Origin of the sequence: Hyphomicrobium sp. D-2 (assembly GCF_029872155.1) — a bacterium.
Taxonomy (GTDB): Bacteria; Pseudomonadota; Alphaproteobacteria; order Rhizobiales; family Hyphomicrobiaceae; genus Hyphomicrobium_A.
Genome location: NZ_JARXLA010000004.1, coordinates 46,680 through 72,596, shown reverse-complemented (window position 1 = coordinate 72,596; position 25,917 = coordinate 46,680). Strand labels below are relative to the sequence as shown.

Genomic DNA, 25,917 nt, shown 5'->3' with positions numbered 1-25,917 from the left:
ATCCCGACCGCACTCGCAATGCCTGCCCTCGGGGGAAGTGCACAATGACACCTAATCTCGTCGCTCTGCTTTATCTCGTCTCCGGCGTGCTGTTCATCCTGGCGCTGCGTGGATTGTCGAGCCCGGCCACCTCGCGCCAGGGCAACTATTTCGGCATGACCGGCATGGCCATCGCCATGGTCACGACGCTGGCCGTCGCCGCGCCGCAGTCGGTGTGGACATGGCTACTTCTGCTTGGCGGTCTCGGCGTCGGCGGCAGCATCGGCGCCGTCACCGCCCGTCGCATCGCCATGACGGCGATGCCGGAACTGGTCGCCGCGTTCCACTCGCTTGTCGGTCTTGCCGCCGTGTTCGTTGCCGCCGCCGCGCTCTATGCGCCGGACAGCTTCGGCATCGGCACGCGCGGAGCCATCGGCGCCGCCAGTCTCATCGAGATGTCGCTTGGCGTTGCCATCGGCGCCATCACCTTCACCGGATCGGTCATAGCGTTCGCGAAGCTCTCGGGCCGCATGTCCGGCAAGCCGATCATCCTGCCCGCGCGCCACGCCATCAATCTCGGCCTGTTCGTCGCGATCGTGTACCTGATCTATCTGTTCTGCCAATCCGGCGGCGACGCAACACTGTTCTGGGCCATCACGCTGCTTTCGATGCTGTTCGGCGTGCTCATCATCATCCCGATCGGCGGCGCTGACATGCCGGTTGTGGTGTCGATGCTCAACTCCTATTCAGGCTGGGCAGCCGCGGGCATCGGCTTCACGCTATCCAACATCGCGCTCATCATCACCGGCGCGCTGGTCGGATCGTCAGGCGCAATCCTGTCGTATATCATGTGCAAGGGCATGAACCGCTCGTTCATCTCCGTCATTCTCGGCGGCTTCGGTGGCGAGACGGCGGGCCCGGCGGCCGGCGGCGAGCAGAAGCCCGTCAAGCTCGGCTCGGCGGAAGATGCCGCCTACGTGATGAAGAACGCCTCCAAGGTCATCATCGTGCCGGGCTACGGCATGGCGGTGGCGCAAGCCCAGCACGCATTGCGCGAAATGGGCGATGCGCTGAAGAAGGAAGGCGTCGAGGTCAAGTACGCCATCCATCCGGTTGCAGGCCGCATGCCCGGCCACATGAACGTGCTGCTGGCCGAAGCCAACGTGCCCTATGACGAAGTGTTCGAGCTGGAAGACATCAACTCGGAGTTCCCGCAGGCCGATGTCGTCTACGTGATCGGCGCGAACGACGTCGTCAATCCTGCGGCTGAGAACGACAAGACGTCGCCCATCTACGGCATGCCGGTGCTGCAGGCGTGGAAGGCGGGCACTGTGCTGTTCAACAAGCGCTCGCTGGCGTCCGGTTATGCAGGCATCGATAATCCGCTGTTCTACAACGACAATACGGTGATGGTGCTGGGCGACGCCAAGAAGATGACGGAAGAAATCGTCAAGGCGCTGGCCCACTAAACGGAAACCGGGCTCCACATCGGAGCCCACGATCTCGGCGCCCTGTGGCGGGGCATTGTTTCCGCCACTGGCTCATGATCACCGGGCCAATGTGCGATCGTTATCTCAAAGCCGTTCTGCGGGTTGACCGCAGAGCGGCTTTGCTGTTTTCGATGGGATGCCGCCCGGTTCCGCAGGCAGAGTTGCAACAACCATTCGCCGCACCCATGCCGCCCGCCTCTGCCAAATTAGTCCGCAAGCCACTAGCCGCCGGCGCCATCACGCGGCGTCTGACGACGATGTTTGCCGTCAGCACCATCATTGCTGTCGCCATGCCGATGCTTTCGCTGTCATCGGCTCACGCGGGCGAAGGCTTCTTCACCGACGAGCGCCCCGCAGCTGTTTCCGAGGCATGGAACTCCGTCTACGCGTTCGTGTGCGAAGGCAGCAAAGGCAGTTACACCGCCTCCGCCTTCCCGGTCCGACGCGTACCGAAGGGCGAACGCACTGAGCACTATTTCATCACCGCCGGACATGCAGTGGAGGATTGCAAAGGCCAGAAGCGCTATCTGGTTGAAGACACCAGCAGCAAACGCTTTGAGGCGGATGGCATCACGCTCGCGCCGCGCCCGCAGCGGCTCGACAATGTCAAAGCCGTCCGCATCGATGATGCGTACGATCTCGCCGTCATCCGGGTCGTAGCACCATCGAAACGCCACGTCGGCGCACCCCTGCCCGTGAACGGACAATGTGACAGCGCGTTCGAGCAGGAAGTCTACGCGATCGGCTTTCCCGGTGTCGCCAAGCGGCGCTCGCTGAAACAGTCGCAGCAGATCAAGCGCTGGAGCCACGGCATTTCTGTCGGCATCGGCAAGGCCGAGTTTCGCGACACGACATCCACCTACATCGCCACCAGCGTGGACTCACTGCCCGGCAATTCCGGCGGGCCTGTTCTTGCGCATGATGGATCGCTTGTCGGCGTCATGGCCAAAGGCGCGGCCGGACCGCAGAACCGCTTTCGATATGATGTCGATCCGAAGAAGAAGGGCGACTGGCACTCATTTGTAGCGCCATGCAGCGCGGTTCTTCGACTGCTGCAACAGAGTGGATTGCAATAGCGCAATCCGATTGAACACTGACTTATATCCTTTGACGTGCGAGTAGCGCGCGGGAAACACTTCAATTTCATTTACGCATATTGCTCACGGGAACAGCACTCTTTGCTTCCAATAGTGTGCGAACAGTCACTTAATTGCTGCTGTTACTGCTCATCTGCGTAGCTCGGATATTGCCTGCATCATTCCACAAGGGCATTCGCAATGTTCAATACCAAGAAACTTGACAGCTTTGCTGCACCAGGAAACGCCGACAGCATCGAGCCTTCTGCCCCGGCAGTACATCCTGCAACCGGAGAATACGCCGCACCAGATCGCACCAAGCCACCCGTGCATGCGCTCGTTGACGAATGCCTGACAGTGCGCGGCGATCTAGAAAGCAACGGCGACATTCTCATCAAGGGCAACGTATTCGGCAACGTGCATTGCAAGCTGCTTATCATCGACACCGATGCTTCGGTTGAAGGCGGCATTGATGCGGAGGAAGTCATCATCCGCGGACGCAGCACCGGCAAGATAAACGCCAAGCGCGTGCGAATGGAAAACACCGCGATCGTTGAGAGCGAGATCATCCATCAGATATTTTCGGCCGATGAAGGCGCGCGCATCATGGGCACTCTGCGGCACATGGATGAAACGGCCAGCGCTTCCATCAGGACCGAAACGACAAAACCAGCATCATCCCGCAACACCAGCAAGAGCGCGCCCAGCAGCGCCGCTGCTTCTGAAGCTCCCTGAACCATCACACGGCATACAGCCGGTCAGGCTTTCCCGGCCCTGGCCGGCGAAGGCGCGCGAACGTCCCCTTTCGCGCGCCTTCCCCTTTTCAGAGCTCGGATCCGCGCACGCAAAAGCGTCGTTCCAATCCGGACCATTACGCCAGCAAAGCTTCACCAGAAATCCTGTTCCTGCACCACGCGGCGGCAATCCGTTGTAGGATTAACCATGGCCTTTGCTCGCACATATATATGCGCCCTCGGTGCGCTTTCGCTCCTTGCTTTGACGGCATCAAACGCCGCCGCCGGTGCATGGACAGTCGCAGCTTCGTCTGCTCACCCCGCGACGACACTCACCGTCGTCAGCACGGTTGACGCCGGCCGCAAGGGCACGCGCAACTATCGCGAGGGTGGCAGCACCGACACCGCGGCGCCCAGCATCAGCGACTACAAGGCGCCTACTCGCGCTGAAAAACTTCAGTATTGCATCGACACCTGGGATGCAGGCACACACATCACCAAAAGCAAATGGCGTGAGATCTGCAAACGTCAGCTTGCCGCTGGCGAATAGGCTCAGCTCAGCGCGTACCACTTACCTTTGCCGCATGATTCAGTGTGACTGGCGCGCCTAAGCGACGCCGGGATGATGCTCCGCTTCGGCGTCCGGTCCGCGATAATCCTCCATGCCGACAAACCGCATCACCGCGTCGTGCAGGCTCGTGGGATTATCGACAATGATGCCATAGGTCAGCGCGCTGATCGGCAAATGGCTATAGCCGTAATCGACCAGCACCAGCGGAATGCGCGCAGCAATTGCCGCGCCGTGATCGGCGCTCGTGTCACCGACAAGCAGCGCCCGCTCCATTTGTCCGCCTGCTCGCGTAACTGCTTCCAGAACAGGGCGAGGATCGGGCTTCGCCGGCCGATCGCCACCGGCGCCAACCACCGCATCAAAACAATTCAGCAGGCGCATATCCTGCAAGATCGTACGCGCAATTTCCTCGATCTTGTTGGTGCAGACCGCAATGCGAACATTGCGCTGACGCAGCTCCTGCAACAGCGCATAGATGCCCGGATAAACGCGTGATCGACGCGCCGGCTGCTTGGCATAGCAGGCAATAAAGCGACGCCGCGCTGTATCCGCCTCATCGGCCGACAAATTGAGACGCTTGGAGGTCAACGCGCGCCAGAAGAATTCGCTGAGGCCGTCGCCCATCATGGAGGCAGCTTCATCCTCGCTGGTCGAAGCAACACCATAGGGCGCGAGAACTTCATCCAACGCGGCGGCGATGTCCGGAACGGTGTGCACAAGCGTGCCGTCCAGATCGAATACGACAGTCGGCGTTGTTGGAACGGGAGGTAACCGCATACGCATTACTCCAGGCATTCAGACGAGAATTTTGGGCGCACGGCTGCGGCGAATATCAACACGCAGAGCACATCAGAAAGGCGCCAACGAGTACCTTACATCGTAGGTCAACCACAGGTTTTGCAACCCGCGCAAAGAGTCGCCACCGATAACGTTCGGTAAGCGGTCGTAACATTCGCGATTTGCGCGGCGGGTTTGCCAGCGGATGCGACCCTGCGGCACGGCCCCCTGATGCGCCTTCCGGTTTTCAACACCATCCGGCGCATTGGCCATCGGAATGGCATCTCGCCTGATGAGCGTTCGATAGATGCGCAGTAATGTGCCCGCATGCAGACGAGTCGAATTCCCACGGCATCTGGCGCGACACAAATCCGGCTTGCGGCTGAGACCGTGCGCAAGAACGTATCCGCGCGCGACAGATACCTGAACAACTGGAACGTCGTGAAGCGCGCACGCTTCAACGCCGCAAAACGATTCGAGCGCAAGCAGGATGCAAGCACGCTGGCATTTGCGCTGGCGGGTGTGTTCGGATTTCTGCTGCCGATCTACACCACCATCTTTCAGGACAGCATCAGCGTGCATACGCGCAACGTGCTGGATTTCACCGGCTTTGTCACCGGCTCTCTGTCCATGGTCATCGGTCTCATCGAGCAGGCGAAGGATTATCCTGCCAAGGCGCGCCGCTTCGACGAGTGCGGCCGCAAGGTCAACAGCGCGCTGCAACGGCTTACGCTGATGAACGGAGTTGCCGATCGCGAATTGCAGCCGATCCTCGAAGAATACGAACGGGCGCTGCATGAGTGCGGCGAGAACCACGACGAGATCGACTATGAAATCGCCCGCGCGCAGCAGGATTTGAAGAACGCCGCAAATCAGGCAGACCAGAAAAAGAAGCTGGCCGCGTTGCGACGCCGCGAGGCTGTGCAGATCTATGGCCTCTACTGGGCAATCTGGATCGGACCGCTGCTGTTGAGCGCGATGCTGCTGCTTCTGGTTCCGCCGGGGCAGAACACCGCGTCAGCGACCAAGGGCGGCGCCTTGCCCGACTTCACCGGCGCGCAGCGCGCATCTCCATTCCGACCTGCAAATTAAGCCGAACCGCAAAAGCCGCACCCTGATATGGGGGCCAGACCAAGATCGCGGTTGCCAAGGCGGTAATCCGCAATACCCTTGCCGCGACTTCAAGCGGAGAAAGGCGCCAACATGCGCATCGGCGTGCCCAAAGAAATTAAAGTTTTCGAAAACCGGGTCGGACTTGTACCTGCCAGCGTGCGGGAACTGGTTGCCCACGGCCATCAGGTTTTCGTCGAGAAAAACGCGGCCGCCCGCATTGGCGTGACAGACGAAGACTATGTGAAAGCTGGCGCAACCGTGTTGCCGTCCGCCGACGAAGTGTTCGCCAGCAGCGATCTCATCGTGAAGGTGAAAGAGCCGCTGGCCGCTGAACGCGCCATGCTTCGCCCTGGCCAGACGCTTTTCACCTATCTCCATCTCGCGCCTGACCCGGATCAAGCGCACGGCCTGATGCGCTCCGGTGTTGCTGCCATCGCCTACGAAACGGTGACCGGCGCGCGCGGCGGCCTTCCGTTGCTGTCACCCATGAGTGAAGTTGCGGGCCGCATGTCGATTCAGGCTGGCGCCCATTGCCTTGAGATGGAACAGGGCGGACGCGGCATGCTGCTTGGCGGGTCCGCTGGCGTTGCCCCAGCCAACGTCGTCGTAATCGGCGGTGGTGTTTCCGGCGTCAACGCGGTGCGCATGGCCATCGGCCTTGAAGCCTCCGTCACCTGCCTCGATGTCAATCTTGAGCGGCTGTACGGGCTCGACCAGCAGTTCGGCGCGGGCCTCAACACTATATTCTCAACCCGCCAGGCAATTGAGGATTACGTGCTTGAAGCCGATCTCGTCATCGGCGCGGTGCTGATACCGGGTCGCTCGGCCCCCAAGCTGATCAGCACCGACATGGTCAAAGCCATGAAGCGCGGCTCGGTCATCGTCGATATTGCGATCGATCAAGGTGGGTTTGCCGAAACTTCGCGGCCGACCACACATGCGGCACCCAGCTACGTTGAGCATGGTGTCGTGCATTACTGCGTCGCCAACATGCCCGGCGCGGTCGCGCGTACTTCTGCCTTTGCCCTCAACAACGCCACGTTGCCGTTCGTACTGGCGCTGGCCAACAAGGGCACCACCGAGGCGCTGGTGGAAGATCCGCATCTGCGGGCTGGCCTCAACGTCTATGATGGCAAGATTACGCATCCAGCGGTCGCTGAATCGTTGGGCGAACCCTACTTCGATCCGCTCCGGGCACTCGGCCAGTAGCACGGACGGCCAGACGATCTGGCCAGGGCTGCGGCCCGACGCTGCAATTCGGATGGCTTGGACAAAGAGCCATCCGACATCTGTTGTCCTGTCTCCGAGTTGCATTGGCTCGTAAAATTTTTTGCGGGTTTTCAGCCACGACGTATTCGATTTTGTAATTGGCCGAAGCGGTTCGGCTTCGCAGACGGCGCCGGATCGGGCTAGTCTGCCATCCGCTTGGCACCACCGCCCGTCCGCTCAACCATCGGTGCAGCAAAAGCGCGTTGGAGAGGCATGCAGCTCATCATCAAGATCGCGCTGGCCCTTTTTGCCGTCTACGCAGTGGTAGCGGTTGCCGCATTCGTTTTGCAGCGCAAGCTAATGTACTTTCCGGATGCTGAGCGCGTCTCACCGGCAGCGTTCAACCTGCCCGGCGCCCGCGAGCGCGTGTTGACCGCTGCGGATGGCACCCAGCTCGTCAGCTGGTACGCCCCCGCCAGCCCCGGCAAGCCAACGCTGCTGTATTTCCATGGCAACGCCGGCAACCTCACCAATCGCTCCGAACGGATGCGGCGCTTCTTGGCGCAAGGCTACGGCGTGCTGATGCTCAGTTATCGCGGCTTCGGCGGATCGGAAGGTCAGCCCAGCGAAGCTGACAATGTTGCCGATGCGGCGCTGGCCTATCAGGCGCTGCGCGATGACGGCGTCGCCCCGGAAGACATCATCGTCTATGGCGAATCCATCGGGTCGGGCGTCGCCGTGCAACTGGCCGCCGCGCACGAGGTTGGCGGCGTCGTGCTGGATGCGCCGTATACGTCGATCGTCGACGTGGCAGCGCTGTCCTATCCATGGCTGCCGGTGCGGCCGTTCATCTTCGACCGCTACGAGACTCTACAGCATCTGCCGCGCGTGACCGCTCCGCTGCTCATTCTGCATGGCGAAGAAGATCGCGTCATTCCGGTGGAGATGGGGAAGGCCGTTTATGAGGCCGCCAACGCGCCGAAGGATATCATCACCTTCCCGCGCGCGGGCCACTCGGACCACCACCTGCACGGTTCGCACGAGGCGATGTTCCGCTGGATCGAGGCGCTATACGACAAGCGCGCCAAGGCGCTCGACGCCTACGATGACGCGCCTCTCCAACGGCAAATGCGCCCGTGAGCAAATAACTCAGGGCGCACTAAATCACAAGGAATGCCGTCGGAAACCGACTTTTAGCGGCGGGCACCAGCAGCGGGTGCAGCCTTGCCGGGCAGAAGGCCTTCACGCTGAGCGCGCTTGCGAGCCAGCTTACGGGCGCGGCGCACAGCTTCAGCCTGCTCACGAGCCTTACGCTCGGAGGGCTTTTCAAAATAGTTACGGAGCTTCATCTCACGGAAAATGCCCTCGCGCTGCATCTTCTTCTTGAGCGCCTTGAGAGCCTGATCGACGTTGTTGTCGCGGACGAGAACCTGCAAGCGGCTACTTCCTTGTGCCTTGTGGTGACCAATGAAAAAAGCGGCATACGGTGCGGTATCTAAACACCACGCCCCGATTGCCGTTGATGATGGCGCTTCCCCTACCACAGGGAGCGCCGGATTGTCCATGCGTGATTAGAGTGAACGGGTTTCAACGTCACCTGAGCGGGGGAATAGCCTGTTGACGTGACCCATTTTGCGGCCGGGCAAAGCTTTGTTCTTTCCGTAAAGATGCAGACAGGCATTAGCTTCGCCCGCCAACTGCGGCCACGCGGCAACATCATCGCCGATCAGATTGGTCATCTGACAATCCGAATGACGTTCCGTCGCACCCAGCGGCCAGCCGGCAACGGCCCGAATGTGGTTCTCAAACTGGCCGACGGCGCATGCATCCATCGTCCAGTGGCCTGAATTATGGACCCGCGGGGCAAACTCGTTCAGCAGCAGCGGCTCAAGCGCATCGCCGACGTAGAACATCTCGACGCCGATCAAACCGACATAACCCAGCGCCTCTGCCAGCGTCGAAGCAATCTCGATCGCCCGCTCGCGATGGGCGGCGGGCAGGCGGCTCGGCACCGTGGAGGTCCGCAGGATACCGCCCTCGTGATGGTTCTGCGGGATATCGTAAACCAGCGTTTCGCCATTGATGCCACGCACCAGCAGCACCGAAACCTCGAACTGGAAGTTGACCATCGCCTCCAAAGTTGCAGGCGCACGGCCGATGGCTTCGAACGCCTCGCCGATCTGATCGGGCGAAGCCAGCCGGGCCTGGCCCTTGCCGTCATAGCCGAGACGGCGCGACTTCAGGATCGATGGCGCGCCAACGGCTTCAATCGCGGCAGCAAAATCGCCCGGCCCTTCGACCAGCGCAAAGCGCGGCAACGGCAGGCCCAGCGAAGCGATGAAGCTTTTTTCCTTGAAGCGATCCTGCGCCACTTCCAGAGGCTTCAGCCCCGGACGCACCGGACGCACTTTTTCCACCGCAGCAGCGGCAGAAACAGGAACGTTTTCAAATTCATAGGTGATGACATCGGTCTCAGCCGCGAAAGCCGTGATCTTCGCCAGATCATCGTATGCGCCGATCGTTGTCGATGCCGCGACATCCGAAGCGGGCCCCGGAACGTCGCTATAAATGTGAGCCTTGAGGCCAAGCCGCGAAGCTGCCACGGCAAGCATACGGCCGAGCTGACCGGCACCGAGAATGCCAATCGTCGAGCCGGGGGGAAGAGGCTGCATCCTATGCGGTCTCACGTATCCTGGGGGCTTTCGGCGACAGCCGCAGAGCGGGCCGCCCGGTGCGCTTCGAGACGCTTAAGCAGCGCCGCGTCGGTAATGGCGAGAATCTGTGCCGCCAGCAGACCGGCATTCGTGGCGCCCATTTCGCCAATGGCGAGGGTGCCGACCGGAACGCCCGCTGGCATCTGCACGATCGAAAGCAGGCTGTCTTCGCCGCCCAGCGCGGTCGTGGCGATGGGCACGCCCAGAACCGGCAACTGGGTCATGGAAGCGGTCATGCCCGGCAGATGCGCGGCCCCGCCTGCACCGGCAATAATGACCTTCAAGCCCCGATCCTTAGCGGATTTGGCATAGTCATACAGCCGTTCAGGTGTGCGGTGGGCGGAAACGATGCGCGCTTCGAATGGAACCTGCAAGTCTGCCAGGATCTGCGCGGCCTTCTTCATTGTCGGCCAGTCGGACTGGCTTCCCATGATGATGCCTACAACGGCTTTTTCGGTGCTCATCTCGTGCTGCGTGCGGCCACAGAAAGCGCGGAGTTACAGGAACAGCCCGATATTTACAAGTGTTGGTTGCCGCTTGGCCGTTTCTTAGCCCGCCGATGCCATGCTTAACGCCTCACCGTACGCGCTGGCCCGGGGACGGCCAGCCCACCAACCAGACCGCGAAACATCCTTGAGGGGCACATCCGGATGCAACCAGCGCGCACCCGCCGGGCCATTGGCGCCGGCATGATCGGCAACGTGCTGGAGTGGTATGACTTTGCCATCTACGGCTTTTTCGCCGTCGAGATCGGGCGCCAGTTCTTTCCCCATGAAAGCCAGGTCGCCCAGCTTCTCGCCACCTTTGGCGTCTTTGCCGTTGGCTACCTGATGCGCCCGCTCGGCGGCATCGCCATTGGCCACGTCAGCGACCACTACGGCCGCCGCGCCGCGCTCATCGTCGCCATCACTGCCATGGCCGTGCCGACCTTCCTCATCGGCCTGCTGCCCGGATACGCGGTGCTTGGCATTGCCGCGCCCATCCTGCTCACAATGCTGCGTATGGTGCAGGGGCTATCGCTCGGCGGCGAGCATCCCAGCTCGATGGTGTTTCTGGTTGAACGCGCACCTGAGAACCGGCGCGGCTTCATGGGCGGCCTTGCTGCCTGCGGCGCCATCGTCGGCCTGCTGCTCGGTTCCGCCACCGGCGCACTGCTAGCTGCGGTGATGTCCGCCGATGCACTCGCCGAATGGGGCTGGCGCATTCCTTTCATCATGGGTCTCGGCGTCGGCTTGGTCGGCAATCTCATCCGCCGCAACATCGAGGAGACAGTGCCGGAGCGCACCGGCAAGAGCCCGGCGATTGTCGACACGCTGCGCAATCACTGGCGCCTCGTTGGCCGCATCGCCGCCCTCGCCGCATTCAACGCGGTGCCGTTCTACCTGTTGTTCGTCTATCTCGTCAGCGTGATGGAGCTGGATAACGGCTTCACCCCCGCGCAGGCGTTGCTCATCAACACCATCAGCATGACTGCGCTGCTGCCATGCATGCTGCTCGGCGCATGGCTCACCGACAAGGTCGGACGCAAGCCGGTGCTGCTATTCTCGATCGGGATGGGCTTTCTCACCGCGTGGCCGCTGTTCACGCTCATGCACCAGCCCGACCCTGTACTCGTCTTTGCCGGCCAGCTCGGCGCCGCGCTCTTCGTCGGCCTGTTCACGTCATCGTTCCCGGCTCTGATTGTGGAATCGACCCCGGCGCCGGTGCGTTGCACGGCCGTGGCGCTCGGCTACAATCTGTCGATCGGCATCGTCGGCGGCCTCACGCCTTTCATCGCCACGCTGCTCGTCGCCTACACAGACAATCCGATGGCGCCAGCGTTCATGGTCATGTTCGCAGCAGCCGTGGCCTTCACCGCAGTGCTGACCTTCAAGGAAACGTTGGGCCAGCCGCTGGAAGGCGGCATGATCTCCACGTCGCACGGCGGCGAAGCGGATGCCGAAGCGACAACCGCAGCAGCCGCAAAGGCCCTGCGCGAAATCGCGGGCGAAGCAACCGGAACAGCAGTGGATGGCAGCAATTCGAATGCGTCAGGCGACATCCGGGCAGCCTGACGCCCTTCAGCGCGCGCTTGTTCGCGAGCGATGTCTGTCAGGCGATGATGTCAGGCAGCAGCTGATCCTCGACCGCGGTCATGCGATCCTTGATCACCAGCTTCTTTTTCTTCAGGCGCTTCACCAACAGCTGATCCGCAGTACCGGAATCCTCAAGCTGTATGATCTGATCATCAAGGTCACGGTGTTCAGCCCGCAACTTTGCCAGTTCGTCCCGAAGCTCTCTATCGTTGTTGCGCGTCATGTCCGGCCGGCGACGTCCTTTTAAACAACCAGCGCATATGCGGCCGGACTATCCATCTGTTGCTTATAACTCGCAAGTGATTGCCGTTACAGGCCAGCGCACATTCTGCACATAAAACATTGCAAAGGCGCCGCATTGCAGCGCCGCTCGCGAAGCAGATTTGCATCAAAAATTAGGCGATCCGACACAATAACGCCATTGGACAAGTCGCCGAGCTTCTGTCACGCTACTGTCGTCTTCAATATGCATGGAGGACCATGATGGCGCTTTCAGCTCACCTCGCAGAGCTATCCGAGAAGCACAAGCTTCTTAAGCGTAAGATTGAAGAGGAGCTCTCCCGCCCCGGTGCGAATGAGCAGGAAATTCAGCGACTGAAAGTACGGAAGCTGAAACTCAAAGACCAAATCACACGACTAAGCATGAACGGCAGCACACGACATTAAAGCTGCCAAACAGGAGCCTTTGGCCCTCAGTCTCCGGCCAGGATCGACAAAGGCTGGATCATCTGATCGCCGCTTTTGCTGAGCACCAGCCATTCGGCTGAATAGCCGCGATGGCAACGCAGGCCGCGGTAGCAGAATGATCCGGCCGCATATCTTACGGAGTATGTCTCCGCATCTCCCAAGCGCGGAGCATACTTCGTTCAGTAACGGGGCGCGCTTCGGGTCAAGCCGCAGAGCGCCCCACGCGACGTCTTATTTTCACGCTTTCGCTTAGACACGCTTTGCGACCAGCCTGATTTTTAGCGCCGCAAACACGTTTTGAAGCTAGTGCCGCTCGACGGAACGCCGGACGAGTGCACTCTGGGCCGCTGCCATCGAAAAAATGCGCTCACACAACGCTCAGCAAAGCAGCGCTGCGCGTCACGCGCTCTTCGCCATCTCGCGCAGCTTGAACTTCTGGATCTTGCCCGTCGATGTGCGCGGCACCTCCGCGAACACGACATAGCGCGGGCACTTGTAGTGTGCGAGCCGCTCCCGGCACCAGCCGATCAGCTCCTCGACCGAAGCATCCATGCCCGGACGCAGCTCCACGAACGCGCACGGCGTTTCGCCCCAGCGGTCGTCCGGCTTTGCCACCACCGCGCAATAGGCAACGGATGGATGCTTGTAGATCACATCCTCAACCTCGATGGATGAGATGTTCTCGCCACCGGAAATGATGACGTCCTTCGAGCGATCCTTGAGCTGAATATAGCCATCGGGATGCAGCACGCCGAGATCGCCGGAATGGAACCAGCCGCCTGCGAATGCTTCGGCCGTTGCTGTCGGGTTTTTCAGGTAGCCTTTCATTACGATGTTACCGCGGAACATGACTTCGCCCAGCGTCACACCATCAGCCGGCACCCTTTGCATCGTTTCAGGGTCCATCACGGTCAGATCTTCCAGCGCGAGATACCGCACACCCTGCCGCGTGCGCTTGAATGCCTGACCAGCGCCGTCGAGCTCATCCCATTCGACGTTCCACTTGTTCACCACCGCCGGGCCGTAGGTTTCGGTCAGGCCGTAAAGATGCGTCAAGTGAAAGCCCGCCGCTGTCATCGCATCCATCACGGCCTGCGGCGGCGGCGCTGCGGCATGGTTCACCGACACGCGATGCTCAATCGGGCGCTTCTCATTGTCTGCTGCGTTTAGCAGCGTCGCCATCACGATCGGCGCGCCTGATAGGTTCGTCACACGGTGCTCGATGATCGCGTCATACATCGCCTTCGCGCGCACCCAGCGCAGGCAGACATGCGTGCCGGCAACGGCTGACACGGACCAGGGGAAGCACCAGCCGTTGCAATGGAACATCGGCAGCGTCCACAGATATACCGCGTGCGCGCCCATGCCGGCTTCAAGGTTGTTGGCGTAGCACATCAGCGCCGCGCCACGGTGGTGATAGACGACGCCTTTTGGATTGCCGGTGGTGCCGGAAGTGTAGTTCAGCGAAATGGCGTTCCACTCGTCATCCGGCATCTGCCATGCAAACTGCGGATCACCGGCCGCGATGAATTCTTCATATTCGACTGCAGACAGACGCTCGCCCGTTTGCGGAAATTCCGGATCGTCATAATCGATGACAATCGGCTTCGCGCTCGCCAGCTCCAGCGCGGCTTTGGAAAGCGGCGCGAACTCGCGATCGGTGATCAGCAGCTTGGTTTCAGCGTGATCGAACTGGAACGCCACGATCGGCGCATCCAACCGCGTGTTGATCGTGTGCAGCACCGCACCGATCATCGGCACACCATAGTGCGCTTCGAGCATCGCCGGCGTGTTCGCCAGCATCACCGACACAGTATCGCCCGGCCCAATGCCCTGCGCCGCCAGAGCCGACGCCAGCCGCCGACAGCGGTCATAGAACTCGCCGTAGGTGAAGCGCTGATCGCCGTGGATGATCGCGATGTGATTGGGATAGGCAAGCGCCGCCCGCTGCAGAAACTGCAGAGGTGTCAGCGGCTGATAGTTGGCTGGGTTCTTACCAAGATTGTCGTCATAGGGTTTGGATGGCATGTGAGACCGGCGCTTGGTGAAGATGTGCAAGCGGAATATCCGCGCATTTGCAAAAACGCTAGCGAAAGCGCTGCGCGCGGGCAATGCGGTTTCGCGCGATCAGTCGGCACCTGTGGCCAATCAACCGTCTGGAAAACCGCATGGACACACTTCTGCACAGGCCAGCAAGCGTTTAATGTCAACTGGTCGCATGTTCCACAGAAGGGTGATGGACATGAGCCAGTCTACACAGCAATCGATCGCGCTCTGGATACTCATGATGCTGCTGATCTGGGTGCCCTGGGCTGTTGAGTAACGCCACGGGATCCACGACTTCAGTCGAGCAGATGACGTCCATGCCCGACACTCAGGCACGGTGCCTGACAATGCGCCGGTCCGGCGAGCAAAAAAGTTGCGCTTCGATGCAATGAATCTGGAGCGCCATGGGCTCCTCCGTCCAGCGGCTTGCTGGCGAAGGTCGGGGCGTTCTGGGAGGCCATGCCCCGTAGTTATCTCGCTGAACGCGCCGCGCCCTTATCCGTCGAATGGCCGGCATCCACGCCAGCTTCAACGTCTGATCAGGTGAAATGGCGTGCGCGCGGCCAAGGCTGGAAGTCCATCCAGCGGCGTTATCGCAGAATTTTGCGTGGGTTCCGGACTGCGCCGGGAAGCATGTAGCTCACTCGCACCGGCGACTCTCCTTCGGGGAGCCGGCCGCCGGTGCACTGGAGCTCAGTCCTCGTCCTCTTCGGGACGGTCGCCACCGGAAAGCTCTTTCAGCTTCGCGAACACGCGGGCCTGCTCTTCCAGCTCGGACTCCTCGCGCTCTTCCTGCTGGCGCGGCTGCATGATCTCGACCTTGCGATCTTCCGAAGTCGCCGTTGTCTCCTCGGTCGGGAGCAGCGTGCCGGCATTCTCCAGATCCGGCATGTCCGCGCGGTCTTTCTCCACGCGGCGGGCGCCCTTCTTTACCTCGGCATCCAGGTCCGTCTGAGAGCACAGCCCCAAGGTTACAGGGTCCTGCGGCGTAAGGCTGGCCGAATTCCAGTGCGTGCGCTCGCGGATCTGCAGAATGGTCGGCTTGGTGGTGCCGACAAGGCGCATGATCTGGCTGTCTTTCAGCTCCGGATGGTTCCGCAGCAGCCACAGCACCGCGTTGGGGCGGTCATGACGGCGTGATACCGGCGTGTAGCGCGGTCCGCGGCGGGTTGGCGTCTCGGGGATCGTCACCTTCGGCTCGGCCAGACGGAGCTTGCGGCCCGGATTTTCCTCAGCCGCCTCGATTTCCTCACGGGTGAGCTGGCTGGAGCTGACCGGGTCCAGACCCTTGATGCCCTGGGCGACGTCACCGTCGGCGATGCCCTTCACCTCAAGCACGTGCAAACCGCAGAAGGCAGCGATCTGATCGAACGTCAGCGAGGTGTTTTCGACGAGCCATACAGCCGTCGCCTTCGGCATAAGGGGCTTGCGGTCGCTCATAGGTGGAACCTCCGGCTCCCTGCGTCGGTCAGCAGGGCCAAGTGCATTCTAGAGTCAACTGGGGAATGGCGCCTTATAACTTGGCAGAGGCCCGGCGGCAACAAGCCAATCAGTTGAGAATTCCACCATACGCCCGCGCCCGTTAACGCCATGGCTTCTCCCCCGTTGCTGCGTCGCCCCCTGCGTCCACCCGGCCCGGTTGCCCCTGGGGTGCGGCGCGGATAGTGTCGCGACCAATCACGGACGGGAAAGATTGACGGGAGCCACAGCACTATGGCCGATACGCCGAACAGCGTTTACTTTGAAGACCTTAGCCTCGGACTGGAAGCATCGACCTCCAACACCGTAACTGCCGATGTGATTTCGGTTTTCGCGGATGTTTCCGGCGATCATAATCCTGTGCACGTCGATGCCGACTATGCCGCTGGCACCATCTTCAAGGAGCGCATCGCCCACGGCATGCTGTCAGCCGCCTATATTTCTGCGGTCTTTGGCATGAAGTTGCCCGGCCCCGGCGCCATTTACATATCTCAGACGCTGGCTTTCAAAGCGCCGGTGAAAATCGGCGACGAGGTGGTCACCACGGTCAAGGTGGCGGAGCTGGTGCCGGAAAAGAAGCGCGCCCGGTTCGACTGCGTGTGCACCATCAATGGCAAACCGGTCGTCACGGGAGAAGCGGTGCTGATGGTACCTTCGCGTCCGGCCTGACCTGATCCGGCGCCTTGTAAGGCGCTGCAGGAGCAGCCGACATTCGGCACCGGGCCGGGGAGACACGATGCTGGTCGTTCAAGGCTATAAGGATGTACCCGCGAACGCGCGCGGTGCCGTGCTGACCATCGGCAATTTCGACGGCGTGCACCGGGGCCATCAGGCCCTGCTCCACAAGGCGGTTGAAATAGCACAGGAAATCGGCGCTCCGGCCGGGGCGCTGATTTTCGAGCCTTACCCGCGCGAATTCTTCGAGCCGAAAGAGCCGATCTTCCGGCTGACGACGCTGCCCGCCAAGATCGCGCTGTTCAACCGGATCGGCCTCGACCTCACCGTCGTGCTGAACTTCGATCAGGCAATGGCCGACCTTTCAGCTGACGACTTCGTCAAGCAGGTTCTGGTCGAAGGGCTTGGTGTGCGCCATGTCATTGTCGGCCATAACTTCTTCTTCGGTTGCAGGCGCATCGGCACTCCCGAAACCCTGCGCGCGGCGGGGGAACGCTATGGCTTCGGCGTCACGATCATCTCGCCCGTGGCCGAACATGGCGAGGTTTTCTCGTCCAGCAACATCCGCCTGCGCATCACTCAAGGCGACGTGAAGGGCGCGGCCCGCCGACTGGGGCGCAACTGGAGCGTTATCGGACAGGTGGTTGGCGGCGCCAAGCGCGGCACCGGACTAGGCTTTCCCACCGCCAACATCCCGCTGGCGAAGGGAAACACCCTTGGCCATGGCATCTACGCCGTACGCGTCCACTTCGAGGGCGCCCACTATGACGGCGCGGCCTATCTCGGCACCCGGCCCACCTACGACAACGGCAAGCCGGTGCTTGAGGTCTTCCTGCTGAACTTCGACGGCGATCTCTATGGCCACACCATAGAAGTAGAGTTCGTGGACTTCATTCGCCCCGACCGGAAATTCGATTCAAGCGAAGAGCTGGTGTCGCAGATGCAGGAGGATATCGCCCGCGTTCAGGCCATCCTCGCTACCGGTTCGGCCTGAGCGAAGTAAAAGCGTGCAGCGTGAACCCATGTTGGTGAGCCGGACCACCGCCTAGATATGGCGGCCGCATGTTGCTAGAACCCCGGCTCGAAACTGGAAAGATCAAGAGCATGGCAACGGACAACGGCACCAAGGGCAACGGCAGCGCGCAGACAGATGCGACCGGGCCAGCGGCAATCGACGCAAAGGAAGGCGGGGCAAGCGGTCGCGACTGGGGCAAGACGCTGTTCCTGCCGCAGACCGAATTCCCGATGCGTGCCGGACTGCCCGCGTTGGAGCCGCGCCTGCTGGAACGCTGGACCGAGCTGGGCCTCTATGACCGCCTGCGCGAACAGGGCCGCAACCGGCCGAAGTTCCTGCTGCACGACGGCCCTCCATACGCCAACGGCAACATCCACATCGGCCATGCGCTGAACAAGATCCTCAAGGATCTCGTCGTCAAATCGCAGAGCATGGCGGGCTTCGACTCCAACTACGTTCCGGGCTGGGACTGCCACGGCCTGCCGATCGAATGGAAGATCGAGGAAGCCTATCGCGCCAAGGGCCGCAACAAGGATGCGGTGCCGATCAACGAATTCCGCGCCGAGTGTCGCGAGTTCGCTGCCAAGTGGATCGACGTGCAGCGCGAGGAGTTCAAGCGCCTCGGCGTTATCGGCGACTGGGACCACCCTTACAAGACGATGGACTACGCGGCCGAGGCGATCATCGCTGGCGAGCTGATGAAGTTCGCCATGAACGGTACGCTGTATCGCGGCTCCAAGCCGGTGATGTGGTCCGTGGTTGAGAAGACCGCGCTGGCCGAGGCCGAGGTCGAGTACCACGAGCACACGTCGGATGCGATCTGGGTGAAGTTTCCTGTGGCGAGCGATGCAGGCGAACTGGCCGGAGCATCGGTTGTCATCTGGACGACGACGCCGTGGACCATCCCCGGCAACCGCGCGATCTCGTTCTCGTCGAAGATCGACTACGGTCTTTATGAAATCACCGCCGCACCGGAAGGCAACTGGGCCAAGGTAGGGGACAAGCTCGTCCTCGCCGACAAGCTTGCAGCCGATGTGATGAAGGCTTCGAAGGTCGAAGCGTTCGAACGTCGCGCCGGCGTTGACGCTGACGTTCTGGCGACCCTCGTCGCGCAGCACCCGCTGCACGCGCTCGGCTACGATTTCACCGTGCCGCTGCTCAACGGCGATCACGTCACCGACGACGCGGGTACGGGCTTCGTGCACACTGCGCCGGGCCATGGCGCCGACGACTACATCATCTGGGTTGCCAACCAGAAGGCGCTGCACGAGCGCGACATCGACACCACGATCCCCTTCACCGTCGATGCCGGCGGCGTGTTGACATCCGAAGCGCCCGGCTTCGAAGGCCGCCGTGTGCTCACCGAAAAGGGCGACCGTGGCGACGCAAACGATTCCGTCGTCAAGGCGCTGGCCGAAGCTGAAAACATCATCGCGCGCAGCCGTATCAAGCATCAGTATCCGCACTCGTGGCGTTCGAAGAAGCCGGTGATCTTCCGCAACACGCCGCAGTGGTTCATCGCCATGGACAAGCCGGTGAAGGGCGTGCCGAAGGCGGCCAATCAGACGCTGCGCCAGCTTGCAGTGAAGGCCATCGACGACACCGAATGGGTGCCGAAGACTGGCGAGAACCGCATCCGCAGCATGGTGGAAGGCCGCCCGGATTGGGTGGTCTCGCGCCAGCGCGCCTGGGGCGTACCGATCACCGTGTTCCGCAACACCGAAACCGGCGAGGTCATTCCGTCAGCCAAGTTTCCGAAGGCGAAGGAACTCATCGGCCGCGTCACCGCTGCGTTCGCTGAAAAGGGCGCCGACGTGTGGTTCGACGAAGGCGCGAAGGAGCGTTTCCTCACCGGGCTGGTCGAAAACCCGGCCGAGTGGGAACAGGTGCGGGACATCCTCGATGTGTGGTTCGATTCCGGATCGACGCACGCCTTTACGCTGGAAGATCCCAAGCACTTCCCAACGCTGGCTGGCATCAAGCGTGAGCCGCTGGGCGCCACACCAGAACTGATCGCGGAAGACGGCCCATTCGACCGCGTGATGTATCTTGAGGGCTCCGACCAGCATCGCGGCTGGTTCCAGTCATCGCTGCTGGAATCGTGCGGCACGCGCGGCCGCGCTCCATTCGACATCGTGCTGACACACGGCTTCATCCTCGACGAAAAGGGGGATGAGAAGATGTCGAAGTCGAAGGGCAACGTGCTGTCACCGCAGGAGGTGATGAAGACCTCCGGCGCCGACATCCTGCGGCTGTGGGTTGCATCAGCAGACACCACCAATGACATCCGCTTCGGCCCGGCCATCGTGCAGTCGGCGGCTGAATCCTATCGCAAGCTGCGCAACACGCTACGTTGGATGCTGGGCGCACTTGCGCATCTGGATCACGACGAGCGCGTCAAGTTCCGCGACATGCGCGAATTCGAGCTTGAGCGGCTGATGCTGCACCGGCTGACCGAGCTCGACTGGGAAGTGCGCGCCGCCTACGCCGAATATGACTATCGCAAGGTGGTGGCAGTGCTGTCGCAGTTCATGAACACCGAACTGTCGGCGTTCTACTTCGACATCCGCAAGGACGCGCTTTACTGCGATCCACATTCCAGCACGCGCCGCCGCGCTGCGCTGACCGTGATCGACGAAATCTTCAACGCGCTTGTCACCTGGCTGGCGCCGATCCTGTCGTTCACCGCCGAGGAAGCCTGGCTTGCCCGGCAGCCCGGTCGCGAAGGCTCGATCCACCTGGAAGGCTTCGCCGAGATTGACCCGGCCTGGCGCGATGATGAACTGGCCGCCAAGTGGGACGAGGTGCGTGAAGTGCGTCGCGTCATCAACGGCGCCCTGGAGCTTGAGCGCGCGGGCAAGCGCATCGGCTCGAGCCTTGAGGCCGCGCCGGAGGTTTATGTCGCCGATGAAAAGCTACTGCGCGCGCTGGAAGGCGTCGATCTGGAAGAGGTCGCCATCACAAGTCAGGCGCGGCTGATCGCCAAGGCGCCGCCCGAAGGAGCGTTCACGCTGCCAGACGTGCCGAATGTCGGCGTGGTGCCGAAGCTGGCTGAAGGCAAAAAGTGCGCCCGGTCCTGGCGCATCGTAACCGACGTCGGCTCCGATCCGGCATTCCCCGATCTGTCCGCCCGCGATGCCGAAGCCGTACGAGAGTTCGATGCCCGCGCAGAAGGTGCCGCATGAGCGAGACAACGCAAACAGGTGCACGCGGAAGCTGGTTCTGGGGGCCCTACTCGCGCCTGGCGCTGATCGTTTTCCTGATCACGCTGGTGCTGGATCAGGCGCATAAATGGTGGATGCTGGAAATCTACGGCATCGCCGATAAGGGCCGGGTCTACATCAACCCGTTCCTTGATCTCGTCTACGTGAAGAACATCGGCATCAGCTACAGCCTGTTCGATCAGGAGAGCTACAGCGGTCAGATCATGCTGGCCGCGATGGCAGCTGTGGCCACGCTGGCGCTCTGGCTATGGGTAGCCCGCGGCGGAGGCAGCAAACTGCTGGCGGTCTCGCTGGGGCTGATCATGGGTGGCGCCATCGGCAATGCCATCGACCGGCTGGTGCTAGGCGGCGTTGCAGATTTCTTCTCGATGCACGCCTTTGGATACTACTGGTATGTCTTCAACATCGCAGATGTAGCGATAGTTGCAGGGGTCATAGGGCTGTTATATGACTCGATCGTGGCGAGTCGCAAAGACGCCGCAAAGCCGTTGTAGCGCAGTAGATTAGCGTTGCGCCGCACCTAGCCATCGTCATGCTGGCAGGGACGCCACGGGGGAAAACATGCCGCCGAAATCCTTTGCCGTTCGAGCATTTATGCCTCTGCTGCCGCTGTGTGCGGCTGTTGCGGTTGCAGGTTGCTCCATGGACGACGTCGAGTTTAACGGCGGCATCTTCAACGCAGTCGGTATTGGCGGCGACGCGAAGAAATCGGCGCAACCGCAGCTTGCCGAGCGTGCCCCGCTTGTGGTTCCGCCAACGCTCGATCGCCTGCCCGCTCCCGGTTCCGCGCCGGAGCAGCCGCAGCTCGCTATCAACGATCCGGACGTCGCCAAGAAGCGCTCGCAGGCCGAGCTTCAGGCGCAGCAGCAGGCCTATTGCGACAAGCACTATCGCGATGCCGGCATCCGCGGCGATGAAGTGGCCCATGTCGAAGGCCCGCTCGGCCCGTGCCGCAAGTCGGTGCTCACCGCCATCCAGAAGTGGAACAGCGGCGACGCCGAGGAGTGACGCTCTCACTCCGACCCAACACTTTCACCTGAATTTTGCTTTTCCGGACGCTCCTGCGCGCCCGGCGACGGTTAATTTTTATGTCGGCCGTTTCGTTGCGCAAAAAACCGCCAACGGATGAATTTTTTGCTGCGCTGCGGCATCCAAAAAGACACGCAACTACCTCAAGACATAACCAAAAATCGCAGAATCCAGTTGCAGGGCCCCATGCGTCAACCTATACCGGATGGTGGGGGACGGGCCCATGCCGACGTCCTCCCATCAAGGAGGAAACTACCCATGAAGACCTGGAACAAGCCGCAGGTGCGTGAGCAGGAAGTTGGCCTCGAAGTCACTTCCTATATGCCGGCCGAGATCGACATCATCTGATTGTCGTTCTACTGCGGTAGAGATGCGGCGGTCGAAATTTCGACCGCCGTATTTTTTTGTCCAAATGGGTTCAGGGCGAGATCGGCTCTCGGCACCTCAGCTCGCTGCTTAGCAGACACCCGAACCAAGGCCACGCGGCCTCAGGCGCTGAACTTGCCTTCGATCTTGGCCACCCACTTCTCATAGGCGCCACTCAGGGTGTCGACGTCGTAGCGCAGGCCCTCGACAACACCGACCGGATGATCCGGCTGCGCGTCAAGCTTGCGACGAATATCGCTGTGCTTGGCGACCATGTCGTCCCAATCCTTCTGCGCCTCAGCGCTGAAGTTGCCGGCCGCGCCGATCGAGTTCCGGGCCGCGTGAATCCGCTGCTCCAGCTCATCAAGCTTCTGGCGCGTCTCGACGATGATGTTTTGGCTCATTGTTGTCTCCGCATCCCATATTGCATCGCGACGCGAGACTAACGGGCACGGCTATCAATTTCGTCAAAATCCGCCGGCCGATCGCATTTACTTCGCAGGATCGGTCAGTCTGGCGGCCCCGGCGAAAACATGGTCGCAGCGATAGCTGGCCGAGCTGTTAGCAAGCTTATCAGTCTGGCACGATGAGGCTGAGAACGCAGGCAATCGTGCCGATCATCACCAACCCGATCAAGAACCAGATAAAGGCACTCTCAGTCAGACTTTCCAATGCCTGCGTGCGTCTGTGCTGCATGGCGTATCCCTCCCCGCCCGCGAACACGCTGAACGTGATCTCCGCAACAATTAATTCTCTGATTTGCCTGCTGATGCACCAGAAAATTCGGCATTTGCCGCCGAATCAGGCGCTCCACGCAAAGGGCGCGCTGAGCAACAGTGCCTAAGATATTGGGCCCCTATCGCATGCAGATGGGGAAAATTATCGGCCCGACGCAATTCTTCCAAACGATTTGCACATCAAAGATGCCGCTTTAACAGGCTTTCGCCGCCATAGCCTGTCGCCCCCGCCGCGAGTCAGCTAGCCGAATAGATAGTTCCAGATGGACTCGCTCCGTCTGATTCTTGGAGGTGGGGTAATGTCGTCGGTAAGCCGCAGTGCATTGGTCGTTAGCTGCATTGTCATGTGTGCGTTGATCGCGGGATGCGCCACCACCGATGGCCTCATCATGTCGTCCTCGTCGCCATCCAGCACCAAGCACTACCGCCAGACCAACAACAAGAAGGTAGCCCGCCGGCACAAGCCCGCCCGCGTGCACAATGCGTCCGTCGACAAAGCCGTTGCCATTCCCACTTCAGGCCCGACCTCACGAATTGAAACCGGTTCGATCGACGCCAAGAAGCCCGACGATGAAAATGGCGCGCAGGCTATCGATAGCGGCGACAGCATTGTTGTGCCGCCCAAGCAGGAGTCGCGGCTTCCCGCTGAAGAGCCCGCCGCCGTCGAACCCGTTACCTCGCGCGATGACCCACGCTGGCGCTGGTGCGAGCAGCGCCACATCGATCATCAGGCTGGAAGGGCACCGGGCGGCGCAACCGACCTTGCAAAGAAGCTTGAGGACGATCGCATCTGCGCGGCCGTGTACGAGCGCGGCTGAGCATAGACGCGGCACCCTCAACGCCTTCCAGCCTGTGATTTTGTTTGGCGCTAACCCCGATCAGATCGGTGGCACAAACAGCGCATAGGCGACGGCGATAGCAGCCAGAATAAAGCCCAGCGCCGCTACCACGCACACCAGATCCAGCACGAACGTAAAGCCCGTTCGAAGCGCCCAGCGCAACCTGCGATTTTTATAAATTGCTACGGCCGTTTCACCGGTCCAGTCGGCGTACTCGAGCGCACTGATCCAGAGCTTTTGCCCTCGCCGCGAGAACCTGACCCAGCGCGGAATGTGATACGGCGGGCGCTTGCCCAGCTCCGTCAGCCATGCGCGATTGTTGATTGCATCGCGCTCAAGCAGCGCTGCGCCAAGCTCAAGCCTGTCGAGTTCGGCGAAGGAACTCGCCGGCCTGGAAAGCTTCTGTCGATGCCCGGAACGCATGGCATAGCTCGCGCTTGCTATACCTTCGATAGTGAACGCATCTGCGCGACTGTTCAACTTCCCAGACACATTGAACCGACATCAGCGCCGATATTTTTGAAGTGTAGATGCGGCTCAGGAAAAACGATTTCGCAAACTGCTAGTGGGCCCGGTCCTGATCGATGCGATCCACCAGCGTGCGAATTGCACCCATGACAGTCTCGACCCACTGCGCGGCAGCGGCATCGTTCTCGCCCAGATCATGCATCGCATCGGCATACACGTTATGTGCATCCTGGAGTGCAGCGGCGCGCTCTTCCACGGGCAGCGAGGCGATCTTCAGCGCAATGCGCTGGATCGAAGCCATCGTCTGCTCAACCAGAGTTCGCGGGTCGTTGGGATACATGCTCGCCTTTCTATGCCGGCATCGCGCGCAAGGAATGTCGCAAGCGCCACGTCTATCATTCGATTACACAACACTAGTGCCAAGTTTTGGCAGAAAGCCAAACAGTACGCCCAGCAAAAAACAGACCAGTCCGATTCATGGCCGACCTTCTCAATATCGACAAAAAATAGCCGCGTATGTGAGCCTCCATCGTTGCTGTGGGACATTCATTTTAGTGGTGGGAAGGCGCGCCGGTCGCGCAGGAGGTAATCGCGTGTTCAATTCGGATAGCAAGAACGGACTGTTGCAACCCAAGCCCGGCCCGCTGCCGCTCGCATCGGGCGGTATGCAGCCTCCGCGTCAGATCCCACCGACTCCAGGCCAATCGCCGTTCGATCGCTCATCGTCGGCCAGCACCGGCACCTCCGTGATCGGAACCGATCTCACCATTCTGGGAGAACGGATCACCATCATCTCCGCCAACCGTCTGCAGGTTGATGGCGACGTGCGCGGCAATGTGCACGGCAAGCAGGTTGTGATCACCGAAGAAGGCTCGGTAACCGGCACCGTCTGCGCTGAGGAAATCGAAGTGCGTGGCGGCGTGCGCGGCGCAATTCGCGCCGTCACGGTGAAGCTGCACGCAACCGCGAAGGTTGATGGCGACGTGACCCACCAGAACCTCGCCATTGACGAAGGCGCCCAGTTCGACGGCCGCGTCCGCCGCAGCAATGACCGCGCAGAACTCATGCCGGTGCTCGATCCCGAAGTGATCGAGCGCTCGCGCACGGATGTCAGCACTCAATAAACGTCTACGCACCGCTTCGACCGTCGCAACAATTGCCGGTCGAGGCGGTGTGAGAAGCGCCTGCTGTTTGTGAAGATGCCCGAACGGCCAAACGGCCCGTCACCTGATCAGAGGCGATGGGCCATCGTTACAACCGCTTATTCGGCGGCGATCATCTGGTCGACCATCGCGTCGTGCTCGGAATCGGACGGGCCAAGCATGCCCAGCGCGTGCAGATATACCTCAAGCACTGCGTCCTCTTCCTGACGCTCGGTTGTGCTCTTCTTGCGCAGGCGAACCACCTGACGCAGCACCTTCACATCGAAGCCAATACCCTTGGCTTCCAGATACTTGTCGCGAATGTCGCCGGCGAGCGCCTTCTTCTCTTCTTCTAGCCGCTCGATCTGCTCGACGAGCTGGCGCAATTGCTTCTGCGCCGAGGCCTGTAGCGTCGTCATCCCTCTATCTCCCGTCGCGATACTGAAACTTGAGAGACTGACGCTATCGATGC

Annotated in this window: 30 protein-coding genes; 19 read left to right on the top strand and 11 right to left on the bottom strand. The window is 61.1% G+C overall.

All coding sequences use genetic code 11. The annotated features are described in order from the left end of the window. The first annotated feature begins 44 nt into the window (after positions 1–44). The 4 genes from QEZ49_RS08900 to QEZ49_RS08885 all read left to right on the top strand — a co-directional run bounded on the left by QEZ49_RS08900 (position 45) and on the right by QEZ49_RS08885 (position 3,829). Positions 45–1,448: an NAD(P)(+) transhydrogenase (Re/Si-specific) subunit beta gene (locus QEZ49_RS08900; protein ID WP_068461890.1), complete on the top strand. Its 1,404-nt coding sequence runs from the start codon at positions 45–47 to the stop codon at positions 1,446–1,448. A gap of 206 nt (positions 1,449–1,654) precedes the next feature. Beyond that, complete coding sequence (locus QEZ49_RS08895) at positions 1,655–2,545, top strand: serine protease (RefSeq protein ID WP_280386133.1); 891 nt, start codon at positions 1,655–1,657, stop codon at positions 2,543–2,545. Between the two features lie 201 nt (positions 2,546–2,746). After that, the gene (locus QEZ49_RS08890) at positions 2,747–3,280 is read left to right on the top strand and encodes a polymer-forming cytoskeletal protein (protein ID WP_280386131.1); all 534 of its coding nucleotides are present in this window, start codon (positions 2,747–2,749) and stop codon (positions 3,278–3,280) included. 207 nt (positions 3,281–3,487) lie between these two features. After that, positions 3,488–3,829 (top strand): hypothetical protein, encoded by a 342-nt coding sequence (locus tag QEZ49_RS08885; protein WP_280386129.1) that lies wholly within the window; start codon positions 3,488–3,490, stop codon positions 3,827–3,829. Between the two features lie 57 nt (positions 3,830–3,886). On the opposite strand, the gene QEZ49_RS08880 is transcribed toward QEZ49_RS08885, so the two are convergent. Beyond that, a complete protein-coding gene (locus QEZ49_RS08880) occupies positions 3,887–4,627 on the bottom strand; it encodes an HAD hydrolase-like protein (protein ID WP_280386127.1) in 741 nt (246 codons plus the stop codon). 327 nt (positions 4,628–4,954) lie between these two features. Here QEZ49_RS08880 and QEZ49_RS08875 point away from each other — a divergent pair, with 327 nt between their 5' ends. The 3 genes from QEZ49_RS08875 (at position 4,955) to QEZ49_RS08865 (ending at position 8,089) form a co-directional block, all read left to right on the top strand. Then, complete coding sequence (locus tag QEZ49_RS08875) at positions 4,955–5,719, top strand: SLATT domain-containing protein (protein WP_280386126.1); 765 nt, start codon at positions 4,955–4,957, stop codon at positions 5,717–5,719. 111 nt (positions 5,720–5,830) lie between these two features. Continuing rightward, entirely contained in the window at positions 5,831–6,949 is a 1,119-nt protein-coding gene (gene ald / locus QEZ49_RS08870; RefSeq protein ID WP_280386124.1) for an alanine dehydrogenase, read from the top strand. Between the two features lie 273 nt (positions 6,950–7,222). Continuing rightward, a complete protein-coding gene (locus tag QEZ49_RS08865; protein ID WP_280386122.1) occupies positions 7,223–8,089 on the top strand; it encodes an alpha/beta fold hydrolase in 867 nt (288 codons plus the stop codon). A 53-nt stretch (positions 8,090–8,142) separates the two neighbouring features. On the opposite strand, the gene rpsU is transcribed toward QEZ49_RS08865, so the two are convergent. The 3 genes from rpsU to purE all read right to left on the bottom strand — a co-directional run bounded on the left by rpsU (position 8,143) and on the right by purE (position 10,127). Next, positions 8,143–8,385, bottom strand: a complete 243-nt coding sequence (gene rpsU / locus QEZ49_RS08860; protein ID WP_068461905.1) for a 30S ribosomal protein S21 — start codon at positions 8,383–8,385, stop codon at positions 8,143–8,145. A 135-nt stretch (positions 8,386–8,520) separates the two neighbouring features. Further along, positions 8,521–9,621 carry a 5-(carboxyamino)imidazole ribonucleotide synthase gene (locus QEZ49_RS08855; protein WP_280386120.1) on the bottom strand — a complete coding sequence of 367 codons (1,101 nt, stop codon included), beginning with the start codon at positions 9,619–9,621 and terminating at the stop codon, positions 8,521–8,523. 11 nt (positions 9,622–9,632) lie between these two features. Further along, entirely contained in the window at positions 9,633–10,127 is a 495-nt protein-coding gene (gene purE / locus QEZ49_RS08850; protein ID WP_068461930.1) for a 5-(carboxyamino)imidazole ribonucleotide mutase, read from the bottom strand. 186 nt (positions 10,128–10,313) lie between these two features. On the opposite strand from purE, the gene QEZ49_RS08845 reads away from it, so the two are divergent. After that, positions 10,314–11,717 (top strand): MFS transporter, encoded by a 1,404-nt coding sequence (locus tag QEZ49_RS08845; protein ID WP_280386117.1) that lies wholly within the window; start codon positions 10,314–10,316, stop codon positions 11,715–11,717. Between the two features lie 37 nt (positions 11,718–11,754). Here QEZ49_RS08845 and QEZ49_RS08840 read toward each other — a convergent pair whose 3' ends face one another. Further along, positions 11,755–11,961, bottom strand: coding sequence for a DUF465 domain-containing protein (locus QEZ49_RS08840; RefSeq protein WP_280386115.1), 207 nt, complete (start codon positions 11,959–11,961; stop codon positions 11,755–11,757). Between the two features lie 257 nt (positions 11,962–12,218). On the opposite strand from QEZ49_RS08840, the gene QEZ49_RS08835 reads away from it, so the two are divergent. Beyond that, positions 12,219–12,404, top strand: coding sequence for a DUF465 domain-containing protein (locus QEZ49_RS08835; protein ID WP_338074326.1), 186 nt, complete (start codon positions 12,219–12,221; stop codon positions 12,402–12,404). Positions 12,405–12,824: 420 nt separating this feature from the next. Here QEZ49_RS08835 and QEZ49_RS08830 read toward each other — a convergent pair whose 3' ends face one another. Further along, positions 12,825–14,453, bottom strand: coding sequence for an acyl-CoA synthetase (locus tag QEZ49_RS08830; RefSeq protein ID WP_280386112.1), 1,629 nt, complete (start codon positions 14,451–14,453; stop codon positions 12,825–12,827). 16 nt (positions 14,454–14,469) lie between these two features. Between QEZ49_RS08830 and QEZ49_RS08825 the strand changes: the two genes are divergently transcribed. Beyond that, complete coding sequence (locus QEZ49_RS08825; protein WP_280386110.1) at positions 14,470–14,748, top strand: hypothetical protein; 279 nt, start codon at positions 14,470–14,472, stop codon at positions 14,746–14,748. Positions 14,749–15,164: 416 nt separating this feature from the next. On the opposite strand, the gene QEZ49_RS08820 is transcribed toward QEZ49_RS08825, so the two are convergent. After that, the gene (locus tag QEZ49_RS08820; protein ID WP_280386108.1) at positions 15,165–15,911 is read right to left on the bottom strand and encodes a cell cycle transcriptional regulator TrcR; all 747 of its coding nucleotides are present in this window, start codon (positions 15,909–15,911) and stop codon (positions 15,165–15,167) included. A 273-nt stretch (positions 15,912–16,184) separates the two neighbouring features. On the opposite strand from QEZ49_RS08820, the gene QEZ49_RS08815 reads away from it, so the two are divergent. From QEZ49_RS08815 to pqqA, 6 genes are all read left to right on the top strand, one after another. Further along, complete coding sequence (locus QEZ49_RS08815; RefSeq protein WP_280386106.1) at positions 16,185–16,619, top strand: MaoC family dehydratase; 435 nt, start codon at positions 16,185–16,187, stop codon at positions 16,617–16,619. 67 nt (positions 16,620–16,686) lie between these two features. Continuing rightward, positions 16,687–17,619 (top strand): bifunctional riboflavin kinase/FAD synthetase, encoded by a 933-nt coding sequence (locus QEZ49_RS08810; RefSeq protein ID WP_280386104.1) that lies wholly within the window; start codon positions 16,687–16,689, stop codon positions 17,617–17,619. A gap of 110 nt (positions 17,620–17,729) precedes the next feature. Further along, positions 17,730–20,825, top strand: coding sequence for an isoleucine--tRNA ligase (ileS, locus tag QEZ49_RS08805; protein WP_280386102.1), 3,096 nt, complete (start codon positions 17,730–17,732; stop codon positions 20,823–20,825). After that, complete coding sequence (gene lspA / locus QEZ49_RS08800; protein ID WP_280386100.1) at positions 20,822–21,358, top strand: signal peptidase II; 537 nt, start codon at positions 20,822–20,824, stop codon at positions 21,356–21,358. Before ileS ends, lspA begins: the two co-directional genes overlap by 4 nt. A 148-nt stretch (positions 21,359–21,506) precedes the next feature. After that, a complete protein-coding gene (locus QEZ49_RS08795; protein ID WP_280386098.1) occupies positions 21,507–21,872 on the top strand; it encodes a hypothetical protein in 366 nt (121 codons plus the stop codon). A 279-nt stretch (positions 21,873–22,151) separates the two neighbouring features. Continuing rightward, positions 22,152–22,241, top strand: a complete 90-nt coding sequence (gene pqqA, locus QEZ49_RS08790) for a pyrroloquinoline quinone precursor peptide PqqA (protein ID WP_068459431.1) — start codon at positions 22,152–22,154, stop codon at positions 22,239–22,241. A gap of 140 nt (positions 22,242–22,381) precedes the next feature. Here the strand turns inward: pqqA and QEZ49_RS08785 are convergent, their stop codons facing one another. Next, the gene (locus QEZ49_RS08785; protein WP_280386096.1) at positions 22,382–22,663 is read right to left on the bottom strand and encodes a hypothetical protein; all 282 of its coding nucleotides are present in this window, start codon (positions 22,661–22,663) and stop codon (positions 22,382–22,384) included. A 206-nt stretch (positions 22,664–22,869) separates the two neighbouring features. On the opposite strand from QEZ49_RS08785, the gene QEZ49_RS08780 reads away from it, so the two are divergent. Beyond that, entirely contained in the window at positions 22,870–23,103 is a 234-nt protein-coding gene (locus QEZ49_RS08780) for a hypothetical protein (protein ID WP_280386094.1), read from the top strand. 192 nt (positions 23,104–23,295) lie between these two features. Next, entirely contained in the window at positions 23,296–23,814 is a 519-nt protein-coding gene (locus QEZ49_RS08775) for a hypothetical protein (RefSeq protein WP_280386091.1), read from the top strand. Positions 23,815–23,874: 60 nt separating this feature from the next. On the opposite strand, the gene QEZ49_RS08770 is transcribed toward QEZ49_RS08775, so the two are convergent. Together QEZ49_RS08770 and QEZ49_RS08765 are read right to left on the bottom strand one after the other, a co-directional pair. Beyond that, positions 23,875–24,258 carry a hypothetical protein gene (locus tag QEZ49_RS08770; protein ID WP_280386089.1) on the bottom strand — a complete coding sequence of 128 codons (384 nt, stop codon included), beginning with the start codon at positions 24,256–24,258 and terminating at the stop codon, positions 23,875–23,877. 139 nt (positions 24,259–24,397) lie between these two features. After that, on the bottom strand, positions 24,398–24,643 hold the full coding sequence (locus QEZ49_RS08765) for a hypothetical protein (protein ID WP_280386087.1): 246 nt from the start codon (positions 24,641–24,643) through the stop codon (positions 24,398–24,400). 253 nt (positions 24,644–24,896) lie between these two features. Here QEZ49_RS08765 and QEZ49_RS08760 point away from each other — a divergent pair, with 253 nt between their 5' ends. Next, positions 24,897–25,427 (top strand): polymer-forming cytoskeletal protein, encoded by a 531-nt coding sequence (locus tag QEZ49_RS08760; RefSeq protein ID WP_280386085.1) that lies wholly within the window; start codon positions 24,897–24,899, stop codon positions 25,425–25,427. Between the two features lie 137 nt (positions 25,428–25,564). On the opposite strand, the gene QEZ49_RS08755 is transcribed toward QEZ49_RS08760, so the two are convergent. Then, positions 25,565–25,864 carry a DUF2312 domain-containing protein gene (locus QEZ49_RS08755; protein WP_280386083.1) on the bottom strand — a complete coding sequence of 100 codons (300 nt, stop codon included), beginning with the start codon at positions 25,862–25,864 and terminating at the stop codon, positions 25,565–25,567. Positions 25,865–25,917 lie beyond the last annotated feature (53 nt).

Excerpts from the sequence above, each read along its gene's own strand:
- QEZ49_RS08895 (WP_280386133.1), top strand. The coding sequence starts at position 1,655 with ATGCCGCCCGCCTCTGCCAAATTAGTCCGCAAGCCACTAGCCGCCGGC.
- pqqA (WP_068459431.1), top strand. The coding sequence starts at position 22,152 with ATGAAGACCTGGAACAAGCCGCAGGTGCGTGAGCAGGAAGTTGGCCTC.
- QEZ49_RS08755 (WP_280386083.1), bottom strand. The coding sequence starts at position 25,864 with ATGACGACGCTACAGGCCTCGGCGCAGAAGCAATTGCGCCAGCTCGTC.
- QEZ49_RS08770 (WP_280386089.1), bottom strand. The coding sequence starts at position 24,258 with ATGCGTTCCGGGCATCGACAGAAGCTTTCCAGGCCGGCGAGTTCCTTC.
- QEZ49_RS08795 (WP_280386098.1), top strand. The coding sequence starts at position 21,507 with ATGGACGACGTCGAGTTTAACGGCGGCATCTTCAACGCAGTCGGTATT.
- QEZ49_RS08785 (WP_280386096.1), bottom strand. The coding sequence starts at position 22,663 with ATGAGCCAAAACATCATCGTCGAGACGCGCCAGAAGCTTGATGAGCTG.
- QEZ49_RS08810 (WP_280386104.1), top strand. The coding sequence starts at position 16,687 with ATGCTGGTCGTTCAAGGCTATAAGGATGTACCCGCGAACGCGCGCGGT.
- QEZ49_RS08765 (WP_280386087.1), bottom strand. The coding sequence starts at position 24,643 with ATGTATCCCAACGACCCGCGAACTCTGGTTGAGCAGACGATGGCTTCG.
- QEZ49_RS08890 (WP_280386131.1), top strand. The coding sequence starts at position 2,747 with ATGTTCAATACCAAGAAACTTGACAGCTTTGCTGCACCAGGAAACGCC.
- lspA (WP_280386100.1), top strand. The coding sequence starts at position 20,822 with ATGAGCGAGACAACGCAAACAGGTGCACGCGGAAGCTGGTTCTGGGGG.
- QEZ49_RS08775 (WP_280386091.1), top strand. The coding sequence starts at position 23,296 with ATGTCGTCGGTAAGCCGCAGTGCATTGGTCGTTAGCTGCATTGTCATG.
- QEZ49_RS08865 (WP_280386122.1), top strand. The coding sequence starts at position 7,223 with ATGCAGCTCATCATCAAGATCGCGCTGGCCCTTTTTGCCGTCTACGCA.
- QEZ49_RS08880 (WP_280386127.1), bottom strand. The coding sequence starts at position 4,627 with ATGCGGTTACCTCCCGTTCCAACAACGCCGACTGTCGTATTCGATCTG.
- QEZ49_RS08855 (WP_280386120.1), bottom strand. The coding sequence starts at position 9,621 with ATGCAGCCTCTTCCCCCCGGCTCGACGATTGGCATTCTCGGTGCCGGT.
- QEZ49_RS08835 (WP_338074326.1), top strand. The coding sequence starts at position 12,219 with ATGATGGCGCTTTCAGCTCACCTCGCAGAGCTATCCGAGAAGCACAAG.
- QEZ49_RS08830 (WP_280386112.1), bottom strand. The coding sequence starts at position 14,453 with ATGCCATCCAAACCCTATGACGACAATCTTGGTAAGAACCCAGCCAAC.
- QEZ49_RS08840 (WP_280386115.1), bottom strand. The coding sequence starts at position 11,961 with ATGACGCGCAACAACGATAGAGAGCTTCGGGACGAACTGGCAAAGTTG.
- QEZ49_RS08900 (WP_068461890.1), top strand. The coding sequence starts at position 45 with ATGACACCTAATCTCGTCGCTCTGCTTTATCTCGTCTCCGGCGTGCTG.
- ald (WP_280386124.1), top strand. The coding sequence starts at position 5,831 with ATGCGCATCGGCGTGCCCAAAGAAATTAAAGTTTTCGAAAACCGGGTC.
- purE (WP_068461930.1), bottom strand. The coding sequence starts at position 10,127 with ATGAGCACCGAAAAAGCCGTTGTAGGCATCATCATGGGAAGCCAGTCC.
- QEZ49_RS08820 (WP_280386108.1), bottom strand. The coding sequence starts at position 15,911 with ATGAGCGACCGCAAGCCCCTTATGCCGAAGGCGACGGCTGTATGGCTC.
- QEZ49_RS08815 (WP_280386106.1), top strand. The coding sequence starts at position 16,185 with ATGGCCGATACGCCGAACAGCGTTTACTTTGAAGACCTTAGCCTCGGA.
- QEZ49_RS08845 (WP_280386117.1), top strand. The coding sequence starts at position 10,314 with ATGCAACCAGCGCGCACCCGCCGGGCCATTGGCGCCGGCATGATCGGC.
- QEZ49_RS08875 (WP_280386126.1), top strand. The coding sequence starts at position 4,955 with ATGCAGACGAGTCGAATTCCCACGGCATCTGGCGCGACACAAATCCGG.
- QEZ49_RS08885 (WP_280386129.1), top strand. The coding sequence starts at position 3,488 with ATGGCCTTTGCTCGCACATATATATGCGCCCTCGGTGCGCTTTCGCTC.
- ileS (WP_280386102.1), top strand. The coding sequence starts at position 17,730 with ATGGCAACGGACAACGGCACCAAGGGCAACGGCAGCGCGCAGACAGAT.